Origin of the sequence: Pantoea sp. BJ2, assembly GCF_040255075.1 — a bacterium.
Classification (GTDB): domain Bacteria; phylum Pseudomonadota; class Gammaproteobacteria; order Enterobacterales; family Enterobacteriaceae; genus Pantoea; species Pantoea leporis.
This window is the reverse complement of the sequence record NZ_CP158292.1, coordinates 1449682-1467133: the sequence shown is the minus strand read 5'-3', so window position 1 is coordinate 1467133 and position 17452 is coordinate 1449682. Positions and strand designations below refer to the sequence as shown.

13 protein-coding genes are annotated in these 17452 nt (G+C 53.0%); 6 read left to right on the top strand and 7 right to left on the bottom strand.

What is annotated here, in order from left to right; all coding sequences use genetic code 11:
- Window positions 1-118: 118 nt before the first annotated feature.
- The 5 genes from serS to lrp form a co-directional block, all read right to left on the bottom strand.
- On the bottom strand, window positions 119-1411 hold the full coding sequence (serS, locus tag AAF463_RS06675) for a serine--tRNA ligase (protein WP_101760965.1): 1293 nt from the start codon (window positions 1409-1411) through the stop codon (window positions 119-121).
- A 99-nt stretch (window positions 1412-1510) separates the two neighbouring features.
- Window positions 1511-2857, bottom strand: coding sequence for a replication-associated recombination protein A (locus tag AAF463_RS06670; RefSeq protein WP_110865839.1), 1347 nt, complete (start codon window positions 2855-2857; stop codon window positions 1511-1513).
- A gap of 7 nt (window positions 2858-2864) precedes the next feature.
- Window positions 2865-3476, bottom strand: a complete 612-nt coding sequence (gene lolA / locus AAF463_RS06665; RefSeq protein WP_008102417.1) for an outer membrane lipoprotein chaperone LolA — start codon at window positions 3474-3476, stop codon at window positions 2865-2867.
- A 175-nt stretch (window positions 3477-3651) separates the two neighbouring features.
- The gene (locus AAF463_RS06660) at window positions 3652-7056 is read right to left on the bottom strand and encodes a DNA translocase FtsK 4TM domain-containing protein (RefSeq protein WP_350261748.1); all 3405 of its coding nucleotides are present in this window, start codon (window positions 7054-7056) and stop codon (window positions 3652-3654) included.
- Window positions 7057-7175: 119 nt separating this feature from the next.
- Window positions 7176-7670, bottom strand: a complete 495-nt coding sequence (gene lrp / locus AAF463_RS06655; RefSeq protein WP_006118610.1) for a leucine-responsive transcriptional regulator Lrp — start codon at window positions 7668-7670, stop codon at window positions 7176-7178.
- 521 nt (window positions 7671-8191) lie between these two features.
- On the opposite strand from lrp, the gene trxB reads away from it, so the two are divergent.
- The 5 genes from trxB to infA all read left to right on the top strand — a co-directional run bounded on the left by trxB (window position 8192) and on the right by infA (window position 14093).
- A complete protein-coding gene (gene trxB, locus AAF463_RS06650; protein WP_061717155.1) occupies window positions 8192-9157 on the top strand; it encodes a thioredoxin-disulfide reductase in 966 nt (321 codons plus the stop codon).
- A 145-nt stretch (window positions 9158-9302) separates the two neighbouring features.
- The gene (gene cydD / locus AAF463_RS06645) at window positions 9303-11072 is read left to right on the top strand and encodes a cysteine/glutathione ABC transporter permease/ATP-binding protein CydD (protein ID WP_350261747.1); all 1770 of its coding nucleotides are present in this window, start codon (window positions 9303-9305) and stop codon (window positions 11070-11072) included.
- Window positions 11072-12802 carry a cysteine/glutathione ABC transporter ATP-binding protein/permease CydC gene (gene cydC / locus AAF463_RS06640; RefSeq protein WP_350261746.1) on the top strand — a complete coding sequence of 577 codons (1731 nt, stop codon included), beginning with the start codon at window positions 11072-11074 and terminating at the stop codon, window positions 12800-12802. Before cydD ends, cydC begins: the two co-directional genes overlap by 1 nt.
- A 33-nt stretch (window positions 12803-12835) precedes the next feature.
- Window positions 12836-13528 (top strand): leucyl/phenylalanyl-tRNA--protein transferase, encoded by a 693-nt coding sequence (gene aat / locus AAF463_RS06635; protein ID WP_350261745.1) that lies wholly within the window; start codon window positions 12836-12838, stop codon window positions 13526-13528.
- Between the two features lie 346 nt (window positions 13529-13874).
- Window positions 13875-14093 carry a translation initiation factor IF-1 gene (gene infA, locus AAF463_RS06630; protein ID WP_002211347.1) on the top strand — a complete coding sequence of 73 codons (219 nt, stop codon included), beginning with the start codon at window positions 13875-13877 and terminating at the stop codon, window positions 14091-14093.
- A gap of 90 nt (window positions 14094-14183) precedes the next feature.
- Here the strand turns inward: infA and clpA are convergent, their stop codons facing one another.
- Both clpA and clpS read right to left on the bottom strand, forming a co-directional pair.
- Window positions 14184-16463, bottom strand: coding sequence for an ATP-dependent Clp protease ATP-binding subunit ClpA (gene clpA, locus AAF463_RS06625; protein ID WP_064740732.1), 2280 nt, complete (start codon window positions 16461-16463; stop codon window positions 14184-14186).
- Between the two features lie 55 nt (window positions 16464-16518).
- Entirely contained in the window at window positions 16519-16839 is a 321-nt protein-coding gene (gene clpS, locus AAF463_RS06620; RefSeq protein ID WP_007887621.1) for an ATP-dependent Clp protease adapter ClpS, read from the bottom strand.
- Between the two features lie 323 nt (window positions 16840-17162).
- On the opposite strand from clpS, the gene cspD reads away from it, so the two are divergent.
- Window positions 17163-17390 carry a cold shock-like protein CspD gene (gene cspD / locus AAF463_RS06615; RefSeq protein ID WP_007887624.1) on the top strand — a complete coding sequence of 76 codons (228 nt, stop codon included), beginning with the start codon at window positions 17163-17165 and terminating at the stop codon, window positions 17388-17390.
- The last annotated feature ends 62 nt before the right edge of the window (window positions 17391-17452 follow it).

Genomic DNA, 17452 nt, shown 5'->3' with positions numbered 1-17452 from the left:
AATAGCCATTTCTTGTCGATAACGTTTATTTCTTATTAATTCCGACTAAAAAATAATTATTTTGCCGCTTAAGAAACAAAAAACCCGGCATCGCCGGGCTCATATAATTGCGCGTTGATTAGCCAACGAATTCCAGTCCGCCCATATAAGGACGTAGTACTTCTGGCACTTCAATGCGGCCATCTGCTTGCTGATAGTTTTCAAGCACAGCCACCAGAGTACGACCCACTGCCAGACCAGAACCGTTCAGCGTGTGCACCAAACGCGGTTTCTTGTCGGTTTTGCTACGGCAGCGCGCCTGCATACGACGAGCCTGGAAATCACCCATGTTGGAGCAAGAGGAGATTTCACGATAGGTGTCCTGTGCTGGCAGCCAAACTTCCAGGTCGTAGGTCTTGGAAGAGCCAAAGCCCATATCGCCGGTGCAAAGCAGCACTTTACGGTATGGCAGATTGAGCAACTGAAGCACTTTCTCTGCATGGCCCACCAACTCTTCCAGTGCATCCATGGAGGTTTCAGGCGCCACAATCTGCACCATTTCCACTTTATCGAACTGGTGCATACGGATTAAACCACGCGTATCGCGCCCGTACGAACCGGCTTCAGAACGGAAGCATGGCGTGTGCGCAGCAAGTTTGAGCGGCAAAGATTCTTCTTCAACGATCTCATCACGCACCAGATTGGTCAGCGGCACTTCAGCGGTAGGGATCAGCGCATAGTTGCTGCTACCCGCTTCTTCGCCCAGCGGCTTGGTATGGAACAAATCTTCACCAAACTTCGGCAGCTGTCCGGTGCCATACAACGTTTCCTGATTCACCAGATACGGAACATAGGTTTCAAGATAACCGTGCTGCTGCGTATGCAGATCAAGCATAAACTGGCTAAGCGCACGGTGCAGACGCGCGATCTGGCCCTGCATCACAATGAAACGTGAACCCGTCAATTTCACCGCGGCGGCAAAGTCCAGACCTTTGGCGGCTTCACCCAGCTCAACATGATCTTTCACCGGGAAATCGAACTGGCGCGGCTGGCCCCAGCGGCTGACTTCCTGGTTCTCGCTGTCATCTTTACCCAACGGGACTTCGTCAACCGGGAGGTTTGGCAATGCGAGGGCAAAGTCACGAATTTCGTTCTGCAGGGCATCCAGTTCTGCTTTAGCCGCATCCAGGCGTTCGCCCAGCGCGTTCACTTCCTGACGCAGCGGCTCGATGTCTTCCCCACGTGCTTTGGCCTGACCGATGGATTTGGATCGGGAATTACGCTCAGCCTGCAGATTTTCAGTTTCTACCTGCAAGACTTTACGACGCTCTTCAAGCGAACGTAAGGTTTCCACATCCAGTTTAAATCCTCGGCGTGCCAGTTTTTCTGCGACTGCGTCTGGCTCGTTACGCAGCAGGTTGGGATCGAGCATGCTAATCCTGTGTAATAAAAGGTTGATTGAACGAATGGCGGGACTTGCATCCCTATGGAATGCAATGAAATCCTTGCTCACCTTACCGTAAGGTGTTTATCAGCGGTAGCGTTTTATCGGGCTATTTTGATCCTGCTCAGCCAGCCAGGCGAGTTTTTCGCCAATTTTCCCTTCGAGCCCGCGATTAGTCGGTTGATAGTAGCGCGTCTGCGCCATTTCAGGCGGGAAATAGACTTCGCCAGCGGCATAGGCGTTAGTCTCGTCGTGCGCATAACGATACTCTTTGCCCAGCCCCATCTCTTTCATCAATTTGGTAGGGGCGTTGCGTAAATGTTCCGGCACATCGTAGTCAGGAAATTCGCGCGCATCGCGCATCGCGGCTTTGAAAGCGGTGTAAACGGCATTACTTTTGGGTGCGCTTGCAAGGTAGACAATCGCCTGGGCAATCGCCCTTTCGCCTTCGGCTGGACCGACGCGCGTAAAGCAATCCCAGGCCGCTAGCGCAACCTGCATGCCGCGCGGATCGGCGTTACCCACATCTTCCGAGGCGATAGCCAGCAAACGGCGTGCGACATACAGCGGATCGCCGCCGGCGGTGATGATTCTTGCATACCAGTAAAGTGCCGCATCAGGTGCTGAACCGCGAACAGACTTGTGCAGAGCGGAGATCAGATCGTAGAAACGATCGCCTTTGTTATCAAAACGCGCCGCTCTTTCACCGGAAACTTCGTTGAGTAATTGTGGCGTTAATTCACGCTGGCCTTCGGCATTGCTTTCAGCCATATCCGCCATCATTTCCAGCGTATTCAATGCCCGACGCGCATCACCGTTAACCAGTTCCGCTATCATACGGCGCGTATTATCCGGCAGCACAATATCGCTTTTGCCATAACCGCGTTCGTCATCCTGCATCGCCTGCAGCAGAACCTGTTCAATATCAGCAGTGGTAAGAGACTTGAGTAAATATACGCGGGCACGGGATAGCAGCGCGGAATTGAGTTCAAACGAGGGATTTTCAGTGGTGGCACCAATAAACGTAATGGTGCCATCTTCAATATGCGGCAGGAAAGCATCCTGCTGACTTTTGTTAAAGCGATGGACTTCGTCGACAAACAGGATGGTGCGTCGACCCACCTGACGATTTTGTCGGGCACGCTCGATCGCTTCACGAATCTCTTTCACGCCAGAAGTGACAGCAGAAATGCGCTCAACATCAGCTTTACCGTAATGGGCGATAATCTCGGCTAATGTCGTTTTCCCTGTCCCAGGCGGTCCCCACAAAATCATCGAATGCAGATGCCCGGCCTCAATGGCGCGCGGCAGCGGTTTACCGGGCGCCAGCAAATGCTGTTGCCCAATGTAGTGTTGCAGCGTCGCCGGCCGCATACGAGCGGCCAGCGGCTGAAACTCATTCGATGGAGCGAAATCCAGAGACAGGTTACTCACCGTGACCTCACTGACGTTGATCGTCCACCGTTACCCCTTTTGGCGGCGTAAAGGTGAATTTGTCTGGGCTAATAGCGCCGTTGTTTTGGCTCTTCAGCTGATAATCGCTGTGCTGACCATCTTGCTCAATCGCGCTGAACTTATTGATGGTGCCAGACGATGTCACATTGATGGTGAACTGCTTGAGGTTGCCATCACTGCTCTTCGGCGTTAGCTCAAAATTATCGCCCTGCTGCTTGATGTTGTACTGTTTCCAGTCGCTTGGCTGGTTACGCGCAATCAGCATAAACGGCGTATTACTGGCTGCATTTTGCAACAGGCTAACGCTGGCTTGTTCAACGAAGGGATTGTAGAACCACAGATTTTTGCCATCAGAAATAATTACGCTTTCATCCGGCGCGGTCATGTGCCAGTTAAACAAGCTTGGGCGCTTCACCCACAGCTCGCCTTCACCATCCTGCACGTTGGCACCGCTGCCATCGGTCACTTTCTGACTGAAGCTGGCATGGAAGCTGTTCACTTTATTAAGACGCTGTTGCAGATCGCTGGACGCATCCGCCAATACTGATGCGGAAACAAAACTGGCCAACAGGCCACAGGCAATAACGCGTAATTTCATCTGATTCGATTCCTTATTTATTGTTTCCCGACACTTACAGCATTAAACGTAGTTGCCATCCTGTCTCTTCGACAGGAGAAAAAGCCGAAAGCTCCCGAAGATATGGGGATCGACCAACAGATAAACAATGGGCCAGTGTTAACTGGCCCATAAGCAGACAACTGCACGCGATAAATTACATCTCGTGTGGCGGCGGCGAAAGCACTTCGCGGTTGCCGTTATGTCCCGGTTCAGAAACGATGCCCTGCGCTTCCATCTGCTCGATGATACGTGCGGCACGGTTATATCCGATACGGAATTGGCGCTGAACTCCAGAAATGGAGGCTCGGCGTTTTTCCACTACGAAAGAGACCGCCTGATCAAACAGCGGATCCAGCTCTTCATCGCCCATCATTCCGCCAGCTGCACTCTCGCTCTCTTCACCAGCAGTAATGCTTTCGATGTATTGCGGGCGACCGCGTGCTTTCCAGTCCTGAACCACCGCATGCACTTCCTGATCGCGCACGAATGCACCATGCACACGTACAGGCATTGAGGAGTTTGGCGGCATGTACAGCATGTCACCCATCCCCAGCAGCGATTCTGCACCGCCCTGATCGAGGATGGTACGTGAGTCGATCTTGCTGGAAACGGTGAAGGCGATACGCGTCGGGATGTTGGCTTTGATCAGGCCGGTAATCACATCAACCGACGGACGCTGTGTCGCCAGCACCAGGTGAATACCCGCCGCTCGCGCTTTCTGAGCCAGACGAGCAATCAACTCTTCGACTTTCTTACCGACCGCCATCATCAGATCGGCAAATTCATCGACCAGCACCACGATATAAGGCAGTTTTTCCAGCACCGGCGGTGTGGTGTCCATGCTATCGCCCGGTTTCCAGAACGGATCCGGAATCGGTCGACCCATCGCGGCAGCCTGCTCAATCTTCTCGTTATAGCCGGCCAGATTACGCACGCCCAGCGCAGACATCAGTTTATAGCGACGCTCCATTTCACCAACACTCCAGCGCAGCGCATTGGCCGCATCTTTCATGTCTGTAACCACTTCGGTCAGCAAGTGAGGGATGCCTTCGTAGACTGACAGCTCGAGCATTTTCGGGTCGATCATGATAAAGCGCACTTCTTCCGGCGTGGCTTTATACAGCATGCTAATGATCATGGTGTTAACGCCCACTGATTTACCGGAACCGGTGGTACCGGCAACCAGCAAGTGCGGCATTTTCGCCAAATCAGCCACCACCGGCTGGCCAGCAATGTCTTTACCCAACACCACTGCAAGCGGTGACGGGTTTTCACGAAATTTAGGGCAATCCAGTACTTCGCGCAGATAAACGGTTTGACGATGTTTATTTGGCAGTTCAAGCCCGACGTAAGGCTTGCCTGGAATCACTTCCACCACGCGCACGGCAACCGCAGACAGAGAACGCGCCAGGTCACGCGACAAGTTAGAAATACGGGAAGCTTTAACGCCTGGCGCTAAATCGAGCTCGAAGCGGGTAATAACCGGACCAGGTGAAATACCTACAACCTCCGCCTTTACTCGATAATCAGCCAGGCGTGCTTCAACCAGCCGCGCGGTTTGCTCCAGCGCAAACATATCCACCGGCTCTTCTTCTGCCGGTGGTGACGTGAGCAGATCCAGCGTGGGCAGCGGCGTAGAAGGTTTTTCCAGCGGCTGTTCATGGCGAACCAGGAACGGATGGAACAAGCTGTCCTGCACAGGCGCAGCAGGTTTCACTGGTGCAGGCGGCGCAGAATAAGCTTCCTGTTCCGGCGACGACCATGGGCTGGATTCAGCACTCAACGACGGCAATGGCGATGGCTCCGGCGCAGCGGGTTGTTGCCACGGCGCGGGCTCTTCTGACTCTGGCGATGCAGAAATAGTGAACAGTGGCTCGCTCGGGCTATCGTCGACCAAATCTTTCATTGGTGAAAAATCAAAGGCAGACGATGTATCCAGATTAAATACCGGTGCTTCCTTCACTTCAGGTTCGGTATAGCGTTGCTGCTGCTGATCAGCGAACTGACGTGCAAGTTGAGCCTGCTGCAATGCATCCTCATCATCAGGCTCAGACGCTTCCTGCCAGCTTTCACCGTAACGATTCTGCTGCTGCGACGCGAAGGCTTCACGCAACTGCGCCTCTTGCAGCTCAACATCCTCTTCCTGTGGAGGAACGCTGTAAGACGCAGTGACTTCCGGCTGTTGCTGCTCAGCATCTTTAGCCTGTTCTTCCGCCATGCGCTGCGAGGGCAACTTAATGCCGTACGAAGCTAACTCACGTCGTGTTGGCAACTTAACTTTGTTTGGACGCGGCAACTCTGGACCAATGCCCTGCTTCACCTGCGGGTTGTAATCACGCTCAGGTACGATATCGAAGGCAGGTGAATAAGCAGCAGGTGATGTCGCTGCTTTGACTGCTCCAGCGGCAAGTGAAGCGGCGGCGAGACTGTTTAAAGGTGCAGAAGATGAAGCGGCATCCTGCCAGTTGCCCATGCTCGGGCCCTCATCATCATCAGCCGGCGAAAACGGTGAAGGTGCTGCTTCACCTGGCATCTCGAAACGATAGAGCGGAGCAGAAGGCTGCGCGATTGGTTGTTGCGCTGCAGCAACAGGCTGAGGAGCCGGAGTCGACTGAGCCGTGGCTTCGGCAACGCGTGGCATTGCGTCGGGTTCGGCAGATGCGGCTGGAGCAGGCTGCATAGCAGCTGGAGTTTGCTGTGCAGCTGGAGTTTGCTGTGCAGCTTGCGTAGTAACCGCAATTGCAGCGGCAGTTGCCGCACTCGCCTTCGCCAGCAGCGGATCGTCGCCCAACTCCGCAGCAACCGGTTCGCTCACCTTGCGCGGTTTAGCTAACAAGACATCATCGTCGTCATTAACGGACTGTACAGCATGCATCGGAGGCGACACCTCATCAGCAAGCTCTTCGTCGTCGTATTCTTCTTCCTGCCAGGGTTCGTCATGTCGTGAACGGTTGCTGGCAAAGGTCAGAACACCCATCACCACGCCGCCGATCTTCTCGGCAATCGTCAGCCATGACCATCCGGTGTAAAGCGTGATGCCGGCAGCCCAGACGCACAGCAGCGTCAAGGTGCCGCCAGCCGAACTGAACCACGGCGCCATCGCATTGCTGACCAGGCTGCCGATTACGCCGCCGGAAGCAAAATACCAGATGTCATCTACGTTGAGCGCCGCCAGACCACAGGTCGTTACCACCAAGGCCAGCACGCCAATCAGGCGTAAACCAACGGCAAAATAGTCGATGTAATCCTGACGATCGCGTTGGCGGAAGGTGATCCAACACAGACCAATAATGACGGGAGGAATGGCGTAGGCCATCACGCCAAAGATGAACAATAGCGTATCGGCCAGCCATGCGCCGACGCTACCACCCAGATTATGGATAGGTTCGTGCCATGCGGTTTGTGACCAGCTTGGATCTGACGGGTTAAAACTAACCAGCGACACCATCAAATAGATGGCGAACAAGGCCACAAGAATGAGCAACGCTTCCAGCAGACGACGTCCACTGCTCAGCGGTTGTAACGAAACATCTTTATCTTCTGTATATTCCTGGCTCAAGAGAACTCTCCAGGTGCCTGTAAATTAAGAAGGCAACAACGTCGGGCATGCCCGACGTTGGTCCTGTATGAATTCACAGGAGTGTACCGAAATCCTGCAAGCTTTGCACCTGCCCTGCACTACCGGGTTTTGATCACCAGACGATTGCTCTGTTTGACCTCTTCCATCACCACGTAAGTTCGGGTGTCGTTTACGCCCGGCAGACGCAGCAAGGTCTCACCCAGCAATTTACGATAAGCGGACATATCCGGTACGCGGGTTTTCAGCAGGTAGTCAAAATCACCGGAAACGAGGTGACATTCTTGAGTTTCCTCAAGTTTTTGCACGGCGGCGTTAAATTGTTCAAACACATCTGGCGCACCACGATTCAGAGTAATCTCAACGAAAACCAGCAGTGAAGCATCCAGATAATGCGGGTTGAGCTGCGCGGTGTAGCCCAGAATGAAGCCTTGACGCTCGAGGCGGCGCACGCGCTCAAGACATGGAGTTGGCGATAATCCAACACGTTTGGAAAGCTCGACATTAGAAATTCGACCGTCTTTCTGCAGTTCATTCAGAATATTTCTGTCGATACGATCTAAATCTTTTCCGGGGCGTTTCTTATTGTCTACCATTATTATTGTCTCTCTTAATTCCTTCCCTTTACCTGCCACACCCTGAAAACGCTCATTGTTCAGGGCCTTACTGAAGTGAAGACCATAAGCCTGTGCAGTAACGCGTCCATCCGTATGACGCATGTTGTCTGTCCACATCATGCGTCACTACCAATGTCAGGCTGAGTTTATTCGGCTAAAAAGCCCAAAACAGAAATGAAATTCTGTTTTGAATCGCTAAATATTCTCTGCTTCTCCCAATGTTTTCGCAAAAGCGCAGGCGATTGTCAAAGTAAAACATCCAAATTCAGTACAAGATGCCAGATAGAGTTCTGGGTTGCTGTTTTTAAATGAGAATTTTTATGCTGCTGCACCACTAATTGCCGAGCATTGCCCCCTTTTGGCGCAACGCGCGTGCAAAACTTGCACTCATCGTCTACGCCGCTCGCAGTGATTGTTAACAAAATTGCTGGAGCCTTTTTTTGCGGCGTTAATTTCCCTACAATCAAAAACTATGTTGTCAGAAAAAAATTGAGGAACGCATGAGTACGGCCAAACACAGTAAGCTGCTCATTCTGGGCTCCGGCCCTGCCGGTTATACTGCTGCGGTATATGCAGCGCGCGCTAACCTGAATCCGGTGTTAATTACCGGACTGGAGAAAGGAGGTCAGCTCACCACCACCACCGAAGTGGAGAACTGGCCAGGCGATGCAAACGATCTGACCGGTCCAGCGTTGATGGAGCGCATGCAGGAGCATGCCGAGAAATTCAACACCGAGATCATTTTTGACCACATTCATACCGTCGATTTGCAGAACCGTCCGTTCCGTCTGGTCGGCGACAGCGGTGAATACACTGCTGATGCGTTGATCATCGCCACTGGCGCATCGGCACGTTATCTCGGATTGCCATCAGAAGAAGCGTTCAAAGGCAAAGGCGTCTCTGCTTGTGCGACCTGCGACGGCTTCTTCTACCGCAATCAGAAAGTTGCCGTCATTGGTGGCGGTAACACTGCCGTTGAAGAAGCGCTTTATCTGGCTAACATTGCTGCAGAAGTGCATCTGATTCACCGTCGCGACAGTTTCCGCGCTGAGAAAATCCTTATTGACCGTCTGATGGAAAAAGTGCGCAATGGCAACATCGTGCTGCACACCGACCGCACGCTGGATGAAGTGGTTGGCGATCAAATGGGCGTGACGGGCTTGAAACTGCTGTCTACCAAAGGTGAAGCGGCTGAATCACTGGACGTCGCTGGTTTGTTTGTCGCTATCGGCCACAGTCCAAATACCGCAATTTTTGATGGTCAGCTGGATTTGGAAAATGGCTACATCAAAGTGCAGTCTGGTCTGCACGGCAACGCCACGCAAACCAGCATCCCAGGCGTGTTCGCTGCCGGCGATGTGATGGATCATATTTATCGTCAGGCCATTACCTCTGCCGGTACCGGCTGTATGGCGGCGTTGGATGCGGAACGCTTCCTCGATGGACTGGTTAAAAACGATAAGTAAGTTGTTAATAACTTGATCATAATCGCTAAAAGGCGGCCAGTTTTGGTCGCCTTTTTTGTTACCTGCGTGCTACAGTTCACGCGCCCGATATTGCTGGGTTTTCATCCGGGATTTACATCTCTTTTGAGTTACCAAACGGCATAGCATGAACAAATCACGGCAACAAGAACTTCTCCGCTGGCTCCGTCAGCAACGTCATCACGGTGCGCGCAACTTACGTGCGGCTTCGCTGCTGGGTTTTGCTGGCGCATTGGTCATTATCGCCCAAGCCTGGTTACTGGCTTCGCTGCTGCAAAATCTGCTTGTCGCACAGCAACCGCGCGCATCACTGCTCACCGATTTTCTGCTGCTGCTGCTGTGCTTTGTTTTGCGCGCCGGATTGCATTACGCCCGCGAAATGGCAGGACATCGCGCCGGCGTTGCCATTCGCCGTGCGCTGCGTCAGCAGGTTCTGGATCGACTCAATGTGCTCGGTCCCGCCTGGATTCAAGGTAAGCCAGCAGGCAGTTGGGCTACGCTGCTGCTCGAACAAATCGAAGAGATGCAGGAATACTACGCGCGGTATCTGCCTCAGATGTCGCTGGCACTCTTTATTCCGTTAGCCATATTGATCGCCATTTTTCCAATTAACTGGGCGGCGGGATTGATTCTGCTGGTCACCGCGCCACTGATTCCCCTATTTATGGCGATGGTTGGCATGGGCGCTGCAGATGCCAATCGCCGCAACTTTGTTGCTCTCGCCCGGCTAAGTGGTGATTTTTACGATCGTCTGCGTGGACGTGAAACGCTGCGCCTGTTCTATCGCGCTGCGGCAGAGCAAGAAGCAATTGCCGCCAGTACCACCGATTTTCGGCAACGCACTATGGAAGTGTTGCGCCTGGCGTTTCTCTCATCTGCCGTGCTGGAATTTTTTGCCTCACTGGCGATTGCTGTCGTCGCGGTCTATTTCGGTTTCTCTTATCTCGGCGAACTGAATTTTGGTCATTACAGCACCGGTGTAACGCTGTTTGCTGGTTTCCTGGCACTTATTCTGGCGCCTGAATTTTTCCAGCCGTTGCGCGACTTAGGCACCTTTTATCACGCCAAAGCGCAAGCGATTGGCGGAGCTGATGCGCTGGACCAGTTTCTACGCGAAAGTCCCGATCCACACGAAGAGCACGCTTCTCGCGAGCTTTCTCTCACTGCACCGCTGCATATTCAGGCTCAGAATTTGGTGGTCATGACTGCTGGCGGTGAAGCGCTGTCTCAATCGCTCAATTTCACTCTCGATACTGGTAAACGTGTGGCGCTGGTAGGACAAAGCGGTGCAGGCAAAACCGCGCTGATGAACGTCTTGCTGGGTTTCCTGCCTTATCAAGGTTCACTGCAGGTTAATGGGCAGGAGCTGCGTGATATCAACCGCGATAGCTGGCAACAATATATTGCCTGGGTTGGCCAAAATCCGCATTTACCCGCGCAAACGCTACGCGAAAACCTGCTGCTTAATAGCCCCATTGATGACGCTACGCTCATGTCAGTTCTGCAGCGCGCGGGCGTTGACGAGTTTTTAGATCGTCTGCCAAACGGATTAGATACTCTTTTAGGCGATGGCGGCGTGGGGCTTTCCGTCGGTCAGGCGCAGCGTATTGCCGTGGCGCGAGCCCTGCTCAAACCGGCACAACTGCTATTGCTTGATGAGCCCGGTTCTGGGCTGGATAGCCAAAGTGAGCAACATGTTATCCGCGCACTGCAGCAGGCGGCCACCCAGCAAACCACGCTGATGATCACGCATCAACTCAACGAGCTCGCTAGCTGGGATGAAGTGTGGGTGATGCTGGCCGGGCAACTGGTGCAACAAGGTCCCTGGCAGCAGCTGATTGAACAAGATGGACCTTTGCGTGAAATGGCGCAGCATCGTCAGAAGGAGATCGCATAATGAATAATTTGTCGCCTTTCCTGCGTCTGTTTAGCCGTCATCCATGGCGTTTGGGACTTGGCATTATTCTCGCCATTATCACTTTGCTTGCCAGTATCGGATTGCTGACTTTATCCGGCTGGTTCCTTGCCGCCTCTTCGCTGGCGGGCGTAGCGGGACTTTATACGTTCAATTACATGTTGCCCGCTGCCGGCGTGCGCGGCGCGGCGATCACGCGCACGGCTGCACGTTATTTTGAGCGTCTGGTGAGCCACGATGCCACCTTCCGCGTGCTGCAACATTTGCGCGTATTCACCTTCAGCAAAGTCATCGCCCTATCGCCGGAACAGCTGGCTCGTTTTCGTCATGGCGAATTGCTCAACCGTTTTGTCAGCGACGTGGATACACTCGATCATCTTTACCTGCGTGTGATCTCGCAGTTGATCGGTGCAGCGGTGGTAATTGTGGTGGTCACCTGCGGTTTGGCGCTGCTGGATGTACCGTTAGCTTTGCTGCTCGGCGGTATGATGCTTTTGACGCTGCTGCTCATGCCGCCGCTGTTCTGGCGGCTTGGCACCTCAGCCGGACACCAAATCGCCCAGCATCAGGCCAACTGGCGCATGCAGTTGACGCACTGGATTACTGGCCTGTCTGAGCTGAAAATTTATGGTGCAGCACAACAGTGGCGCGACCAACTTGATAGCGATGAACAGAAGTGGCAACAGGCGCAACGCAGACAACATTGCCTGCAGGCACTGGCGCAAAGTGTGTTGCTGGTCATCAGCGGCGCGACGGTTACGCTGTTGCTATGGATTTCCGCGAATGGCGTGGGTGGAAACAGTTCGCCGGGCGCATTGATCGCGCTGTTTGTGTTCTGCGGACTGGCGGCGTTTGAAGCGCTGGCCCCGGTTGCCGGAGCGTTTCTGCCGCTGTCGCAGGTGACCAGCGCCGCTAAGCGGGTACAGGAAATCATTGAACAGCCCGCCGCGATCCGTTTTCCCAGCGCAAAAATCAGTAGCCCATCAGGTATCAGCCTGAAAATGGAAAACATCCGCTTCAGCTATCCGCAGCGCCCCGAACCGGTGTTGCAGCATTTTTCCCTATCGTTAAATGCAGGTGAGCATTTGGCGCTGCTCGGTCCAACCGGCTGCGGCAAATCCAGTCTGCTGGCGCTGATTACCCGCGGTCGGGAAGCGCAGCAAGGTACAATTAGCCTCAACGATAGCGATCTCGCCGCCTGGGATGAAGCTTCGTTGCGTAGCCGAATTAGCGTGGTAACACAGCGCGTGCATCTGTTCAGCCAAACGCTGCGCGACAATCTCCTGCTGGCAAAACCCGATGCCAGCGATGAGCAACTGGTTGATACGTTGAACAAGGTGGGTCTGGCCCATCTCGCCGAACACAGCGAAGGATTGAATGCGTGGATGGGCGACGGCGGTCGACCGTTGTCCGGCGGCGAACTGCGTCGTCTGGCGATAGCACGCGCCCTGCTGCATGATGGCGATTTGTGGCTGCTGGATGAACCTACCGAAGGTTTGGATGCCAACACCGAGCAGCAAATTCTGGCGTTATTGCAACACGTCACCCGCGGCAAGACGCTGATTATGGTAACGCATCGCTTAAGTGGTTTAGACGCCATGGACCGCATTTGCGTTATGGATCAGGGACAAATTATCGAATCCGGTTCGCACGCCGAATTAATCTCAAAAGCAGGCCGCTACTGGCGTTTCCATCAGCGCTTTACGCTATAGTCTTAGCCAACAGCCCTGAGTGTGATTGATGCAATGAGACTGATACAGCTTTCACGAGATTCATTAAATTTCCCACCACCGGAAATGGCGCTGCGCGAGCCCAATGGATTATTGGCGATGGGCGGCGATCTCTCCCCTGCCCGCCTGATGAATGCTTATCAGCGAGGCATTTTTCCGTGGTTTTCTCCTGGCGATCCGATTCTCTGGTGGTCGCCGGATCCCCGCGCGGTCATGCTGCCAGAATCTTTCCATCTCAGCCGCAGTATGGCGCGCTTCCATAAGCGCTCACCGTATCGCGTCACCATGAATCATGCGTTTCCGCAGGTGCTGGAAGGCTGCGCCAGCGGCCGTCAGGAAGGGACATGGATCACTTTCGAAGTGAAACGTGCGTGGTTGCGGTTGTACGAACTGGGCCATGCACATTCGATTGAAGTCTGGTGCGAGCAGCAACTGGTCGGCGGGATGTATGGCCTGGCGCTGGGGCAAATTTTTTGCGGTGAATCGATGTTCAGCCGTCAGGAAAATGCCTCGAAAACCGCGCTCTGGGTATTCGCACAACATTTTCAGGCGCATCAGGGCCAGCTGATTGATTGTCAGGTGCTGAATCCGCATACCGCTTCCCTCGGTGCGGTGGAAATTCCTCGCGTTGATTATCTGCAGTACGTGCAAACGCTGGCGTGGCAACCGGTTTCCGAGAGTTGCTGGCACACACAAACCCTTTTTTGACATCGGTCACCGATGTTTTGCACACAATTCCCGACAAAAGTGATACAATAAGCGAGTTTGGTATGTCGTCCGCGCTTCGCTGTGGCGAGCCGGAATTGCCAGGTTGGGAATCTCACACATTTCCCGAAGCTGTTTTGATTGTGCAACTGATGCCGATTGCTACAGATTCTTAGCCCGCTAATCCCCCGCAGACGTCAAAAAACACCCTAATTTATCCGTACTGCACGCGCAACGGCGCGACGCACGGCGAAGCGTTGGCAAAATCATCAACGGTTCTTTACATAAATCATGGAATTCGGCATTATCTTGCCGGTTCAACAGTTTGGTAGTACACCCAGAGGATTCGATGGCCAAAGAAGACAATATTGAAATGCAAGGTACCGTACTGGATACGTTACCGAACACCATGTTCCGCGTAGAGCTTGAAAACGGGCACGTGGTTACCGCTCATATCTCCGGTAAAATGCGCAAAAACTATATCCGCATCCTGACGGGCGACAAAGTGACTGTCGAGTTGACCCCGTACGACCTGAGCAAAGGCCGCATTGTCTTCCGTAGTCGCTAAGTAGATATTTCTATCTCGCGCTGATGGCACAAACTTAGCGCAAAAAAAAGGCCGGATTCGCATCCGGCCTTTTTCATATCTGCAAAACGCTTAGTGTACTGTACCTTCGGTTTTACGTTTTTCCGCACTCAGGAAGTGGTATGTAAGCTGGTTTTTATCTTTATCCAGCGCTACTGATACCGATCCACCATCAACCAGCGAACCAAACAGCAGTTCATTCGCCAACGGTTTCTTCAGATTTTCCTGTACGGCACGTGCCATCGGACGCGCACCCATCGCTTTATCGTAGCCTTTATCAGCCAGCCAATCGCGCGCATCATCGCTAACTTCCAGCGATACGCCCTTCGCATCCAGCTGAGCCTGCAACTCGACGATAAACTTATCCACTACCTGATGAATCACTTCCTGAGACAGGTGACGGAACCAGATAATGTTATCGAGACGGTTACGGAACTCTGGGGTGAAGATCTTTTTGATCTCTTCCATCGCGTCAGTACTGTTGTCCTGATGAATCAGGCCAATCGACTTACGTTCAGTCTCACGCACACCGGCGTTGGTGGTCATCACCAGCACCACATTGCGGAAATCTGCTTTACGACCGTTGTTATCGGTCAGCATACCGTTGTCCATCACCTGCAGCAGCAGATTGAAGACATCCGGGTGCGCTTTCTCGATCTCATCCAGCAGCACCACAGCGTGCGGATGTTTAATCACCGCATCAGTCAGCAAACCGCCCTGATCGAAGCCAACGTAGCCCGGAGGCGCACCAATCAAACGGCTGACGGTGTGACGTTCCATATACTCGGACATATCAAAACGCAGCAGCTCGATACCCAGCGCTTTTGCCAGCTGGACGGTAACCTCTGTTTTACCGACACCGGTTGGGCCCGCAAAAAGGAAGGAACCGACCGGTTTACGATCTTGGCCCAAACCTGCACGGCTCATTTTGATCGCTTCAGTCAGTGCTTCAATCGCATTATCCTGACCAAACACCAACATTTTCAGGCGATCGCCGAGATTTTTCAGCGTATCACGATCGGTTTGTGACACGCTCTGCTCAGGAATACGCGCAATACGTGCCACCACCGTTTCAATATCCGAAACGTTAACGGTTTTCTTACGCTTGCTGACGGGCACCAGACGCGCACGCGCACCGGCTTCGTCAATCACGTCAATCGCTTTATCCGGCAGATGACGATCGTTGATGTACTTCACCGCCAGCTCCACCGCCGCACGCACCGCTTTGGCGGTATAACGCACGTCATGGTGCGCTTCGTACTTCGGTTTCAAGCCGTTAAGAATTTGCACGGTCTCTTCCACAGAAGGCTCGGTGATATCGATCTTCTGGAAACGACGCGCCAGCGCACGATCCTTCTCAAAAATGTTGCTGAATTCCTGATAGGTCGTTGAACCCATCACGCGAATTTTGCCGCTGGAGAGCAACGGTTTAATCAGGTTCGCCGCATCCACCTGGCCACCCGATGCCGCACCGGCACCGATAATGGTATGAATTTCATCAATAAACAGGATGCTGTTACTGTCCTGCTCCAGCTGTTTCAGCAGCGCTTTGAAGCGTTTTTCAAAATCACCACGGTATTTGGTACCCGCCAGCAGCGAACCGATGTCGAGTGAATAGATGGTGCACTCTTTCATCACTTCCGGTACGTCGCCCTGCACAATGCGCCAGGCAAGCCCTTCGGCAATCGCGGTTTTACCCACGCCCGATTCCCCCACCAGCAGCGGGTTATTCTTACGACGACGGCATAACACCTGAACAGTACGTTCCAGCTCTTTATCGCGGCCGATCAGCGGATCGATTCCGCCGACACGAGCAAGCTGATTAAGATTGGTGGTGAAGTTTTCCATACGATCCTCCCCGCCTGCTTGCTCTTCGTTAACCGGATTCTCCGCATTGTTCTGCGGCTGGCCGGGTTCGTCTTTACGCGTACCATGGGAGATGAAGTTCACCACATCGAGACGGCTCACTTCGTGTTTGCGCAGCAGATAAGCCGCTTGCGACTCCTGCTCGCTGAAAATCGCGACCAGCACGTTCGCGCCTGCGACTTCACTGCGACCGGAGGACTGGACGTGGAATACCGCGCGCTGCAGCACACGCTGGAAGCTGAGCGTAGGTTGGGTATCGCGCTCCTCTTCACTGGCAGGCAGCACCGGCGTGGTTTGTTCGATGAAGGCTTCGAGTTCCTGACGCAGAGCCACGATATCCACCGAACAGGCTTCCAGTGCCTCTCTGGCCGACGGGTTACTGAGCAATGCCAGCAACAGATGCTCGACGGTCATAAACTCATGACGGTGCTCGCGCGCTCTGGCGAAAGCCATATTTAAACTGAGTTCCAGTTCTTGATTGAGCATTTGGCACCTCCCCCAATTATCGCTCTGACAACCTATCTCCTATATGGAGATGGCTTCAGGCTTTTTCTAGCGTACACAGCAACGGATGTTCATTATCTCGTGCGTAATTGTTCACCTGGGCTACTTTGGTCTCCGCCACTTCTGCAGTGAATACACCACAGATTGCTTTTCCATGGTAGTGAACTTTCAACATCAGCTGCGTTGCACGTTCAATATCATAAGAAAAGAACTTTTGCAGAACGTCAATAACAAATTCCATAGGTGTATAATCGTCATTATTCAGAATGACTTTATACATTGAAGGCGGCTTTAACCCTTCGCGTACTTTATCTTCGGCTAGATGTTCAAAATTAAGCCAGTCGTTTGTGTTTGCCATAATGTTCCGTCGAAATTCTGCGTTACGGTTGTGCACATCTCTGCGCCCATTCCTAAAGTTTAACATGCCTGTCAAGCCGGTTTTCAGTTGATAAAAACTGGCCCTAAAAGCACATGCGCGACCTGTATCACAAAATTTGCAATAGCGTTAACTGCCTCAAATTTTGATGAATTTATCCCCGTCCGCCAGGGCCGTTTGCTTGACGGTAAGGTCCGTTTCTCTACATTCTACTAACACAAGCTGATTGAGTTTTAAACAAACTCGACTCACAGCTTCGATGACCTCACCTACTTATCAAAATGTCTTGCGAGGGAAGTAAAAGCATGGAGACGGGTACAGTAAAATGGTTCAATAACGCCAAAGGCTTCGGGTTTATCTGTCCGATTAGCGGCGGCGACGATATCTTCGCACACTACTCCACGATTCAGATGGAGGGATACAGAACGCTGAAAGCTGGCCAGCAGGTTCAGTTTGATGTCCATGAAGGACCAAAAGGCAATCATGCCAGCCTGATCGTGCCCTGTGAAGCCACGCAAGCCGCGGTCGCTTAACGCGCATGCTGCTTCACGTATTCTGACCACTCCCGAAAAAAAATGCCAGCCGCAGACGCTGG